Here is a 1,748-nt window from a genome sequence, read left to right as displayed (position 1 = left end):
GACAGGGGCCGCACCGGAGCCGGCGTCACCGGGGCCGCCGGGCGCGGCCGGGTGGCGCCCGCCGCCCGCGCGGCCAGCTCGCTCAGCCGCTCGTGCAGGTGGGCGGCGCCCGGCCGGTCGCCCGGCTCCTTGGCCAGGCAGGCGCCGATCAGCGGCGCCAGCGGCGGCGGCACCTCGGACAGGTCCGGCTCCTCGTGCACCACCCGGTAGAGCATCACCTCGGAGGAGGCGCCGGAACCGAAGGGGGTGTCACCGGTCAGCGCGTAGGCCAGCGTGGCGCCGAAGGCGAAGACGTCGGTGGCGGGCGTGACCGCCGCGCCGCGCACCTGCTCGGGCGCCAGGAAGCCCGGCGAGCCGACCGCGGTGCCGACGTGGGTGAGCGTGCTGGCCCCGCGCGACCAGGCGATGCCGAAGTCGATGATCCGCGGGCCCTTGGGGGAGAGCAGGATGTTCGAGGGCTTCAGGTCCCGGTGCACCACCCCGGCCTCGTGCACCTTCACCAGGCCGTCGGCCAGCGCGGCACCGATCCGGGCCACCTCCGGCCAGGCCAGCGGCCCCTCGTCGCCCACCCGCTTGTACAGCGAGGGCCCGGGCACGTACGCGGTGGCCAGCCAGGGCCGGTCCGCCTCGATGTCGGAGCCGACCACCCGGGCCGTGGCACCGGCGCGGATCCGGGACGCGGCCGCCACCTCGCGGGCGAACCGGGTGCGGAACTCGGCGTCCTCGGCCAGCTCGGCGCGGATCAGCTTCAGCGCCACCCGCTGGCCCTTGCGGTCCGAGCCCAGGTAGACCACGCCCATCCCGCCGGCACCGAGTCGCCGGTGCAACCGGTACGGGCCGACGATGCGGGGGTCCTCACGCCTCAGCCGCATCATCGCCATGTCTGTCCCCGTCGGCCCGTGTGGTGGGCCAATCCCGAGATGGGCCCCGGTCCTGGGGCAGCGTCAGTTCTGTCGGGCACAGCTTACGGAACGTCGGCTGCGGTGTGCTGATACGCAACACGCGAACCGCCGGTGGGATTGTCCGATCCACGCGCGCGCCGCGCGCCGCGCGCCCCTCGGGGTCGTCTCTCAGGGTTCTCCCGGGGGCGGGGTGCCCGCGCCCTCCCCCTCGGGTAGTACGCCCACAGGAGGACTCTCATCCTCCCGGACCGCTGCGGAACGAGACCACGGCATGACGTCACCGACCTTGCGGACGAATAGCGTTGACCGTAGCGGTGGGCGGGCGCTCGTCCCCCGAGGTCACCGCCCACCGCTCCCCCCGTCACGACCAGCAGGAGACCGGACATGGCCACCCCGCTCAGCCGAGCCGACCAGCGCCGACCGCTGCTGCTGGTCCGCAGCTACCTGGCCGCGCGCGGCCGCGCGGCCGGCCGGTCCCGTGACGATCGTCACCCCGCCGTCGCGCTGGCCATCGTGCTGCCGTGCGCGGCGCTGCTGCTGCTGCTCTTCGGCGGGTGGGACCAGATGGCCAGCCAGACCAAGGCGGTGGCCGACCTGATCGGGCGCTGATCCCAGGGGACAGGGAACAGTCGCCGGGCCGCGCGGGACACGCGGCCCACCGGACCGGAGGCAGGCGCCCCCGCGGAACACGCGGACGGGCGGCACTGTGGGCGAGCCCGCCTCCGGTCCACCGGCCGGGGGGCGGGGGCGGGGGGGGGTGGGGTGAACCCCGCCCCGCGCCCCGGCCGGGGGGGCCCCCGCCCCCACGAAGGGGCGGGGGCGGGGGTGGGTGATTTTAAAAAAATA

General features: G+C 75.7%; 2 protein-coding genes. One reads left to right on the top strand and one right to left on the bottom strand.

Features of this window, described 5'->3' with window-relative positions; translation table 11 throughout:
- Positions 1 to 881, bottom strand: an 881-nt coding sequence (locus ACFW1A_RS40345) for a serine/threonine-protein kinase (protein WP_380418691.1), incomplete at its 3' end; no start/stop codon positions are given.
- Between the two features lie 405 nt (positions 882 to 1,286).
- On the opposite strand from ACFW1A_RS40345, the gene ACFW1A_RS40340 reads away from it, so the two are divergent.
- Positions 1,287 to 1,511 carry a hypothetical protein gene (locus ACFW1A_RS40340; RefSeq protein WP_380418689.1) on the top strand — a complete coding sequence of 75 codons (225 nt, stop codon included), beginning with the start codon at positions 1,287 to 1,289 and terminating at the stop codon, positions 1,509 to 1,511.
- The last annotated feature ends 237 nt before the right edge of the window (positions 1,512 to 1,748 follow it).

Source organism: Kitasatospora sp. NPDC058965 (assembly GCF_042741245.1).
In the GTDB taxonomy this organism is placed as follows: domain Bacteria; phylum Actinomycetota; class Actinomycetes; order Streptomycetales; family Streptomycetaceae; genus Kitasatospora.
Note: the sequence above shows the minus strand (reverse complement) of the source record. Positions and strands in the feature narration are given on the sequence as shown.

Bases quoted from the DNA above. Each gene is read 5' to 3' on its own strand.
- ACFW1A_RS40340 (WP_380418689.1), top strand. From the start codon at position 1,287: ATGGCCACCCCGCTCAGCCGAGCCGACCAGCGCCGACCGCTGCTGCTG.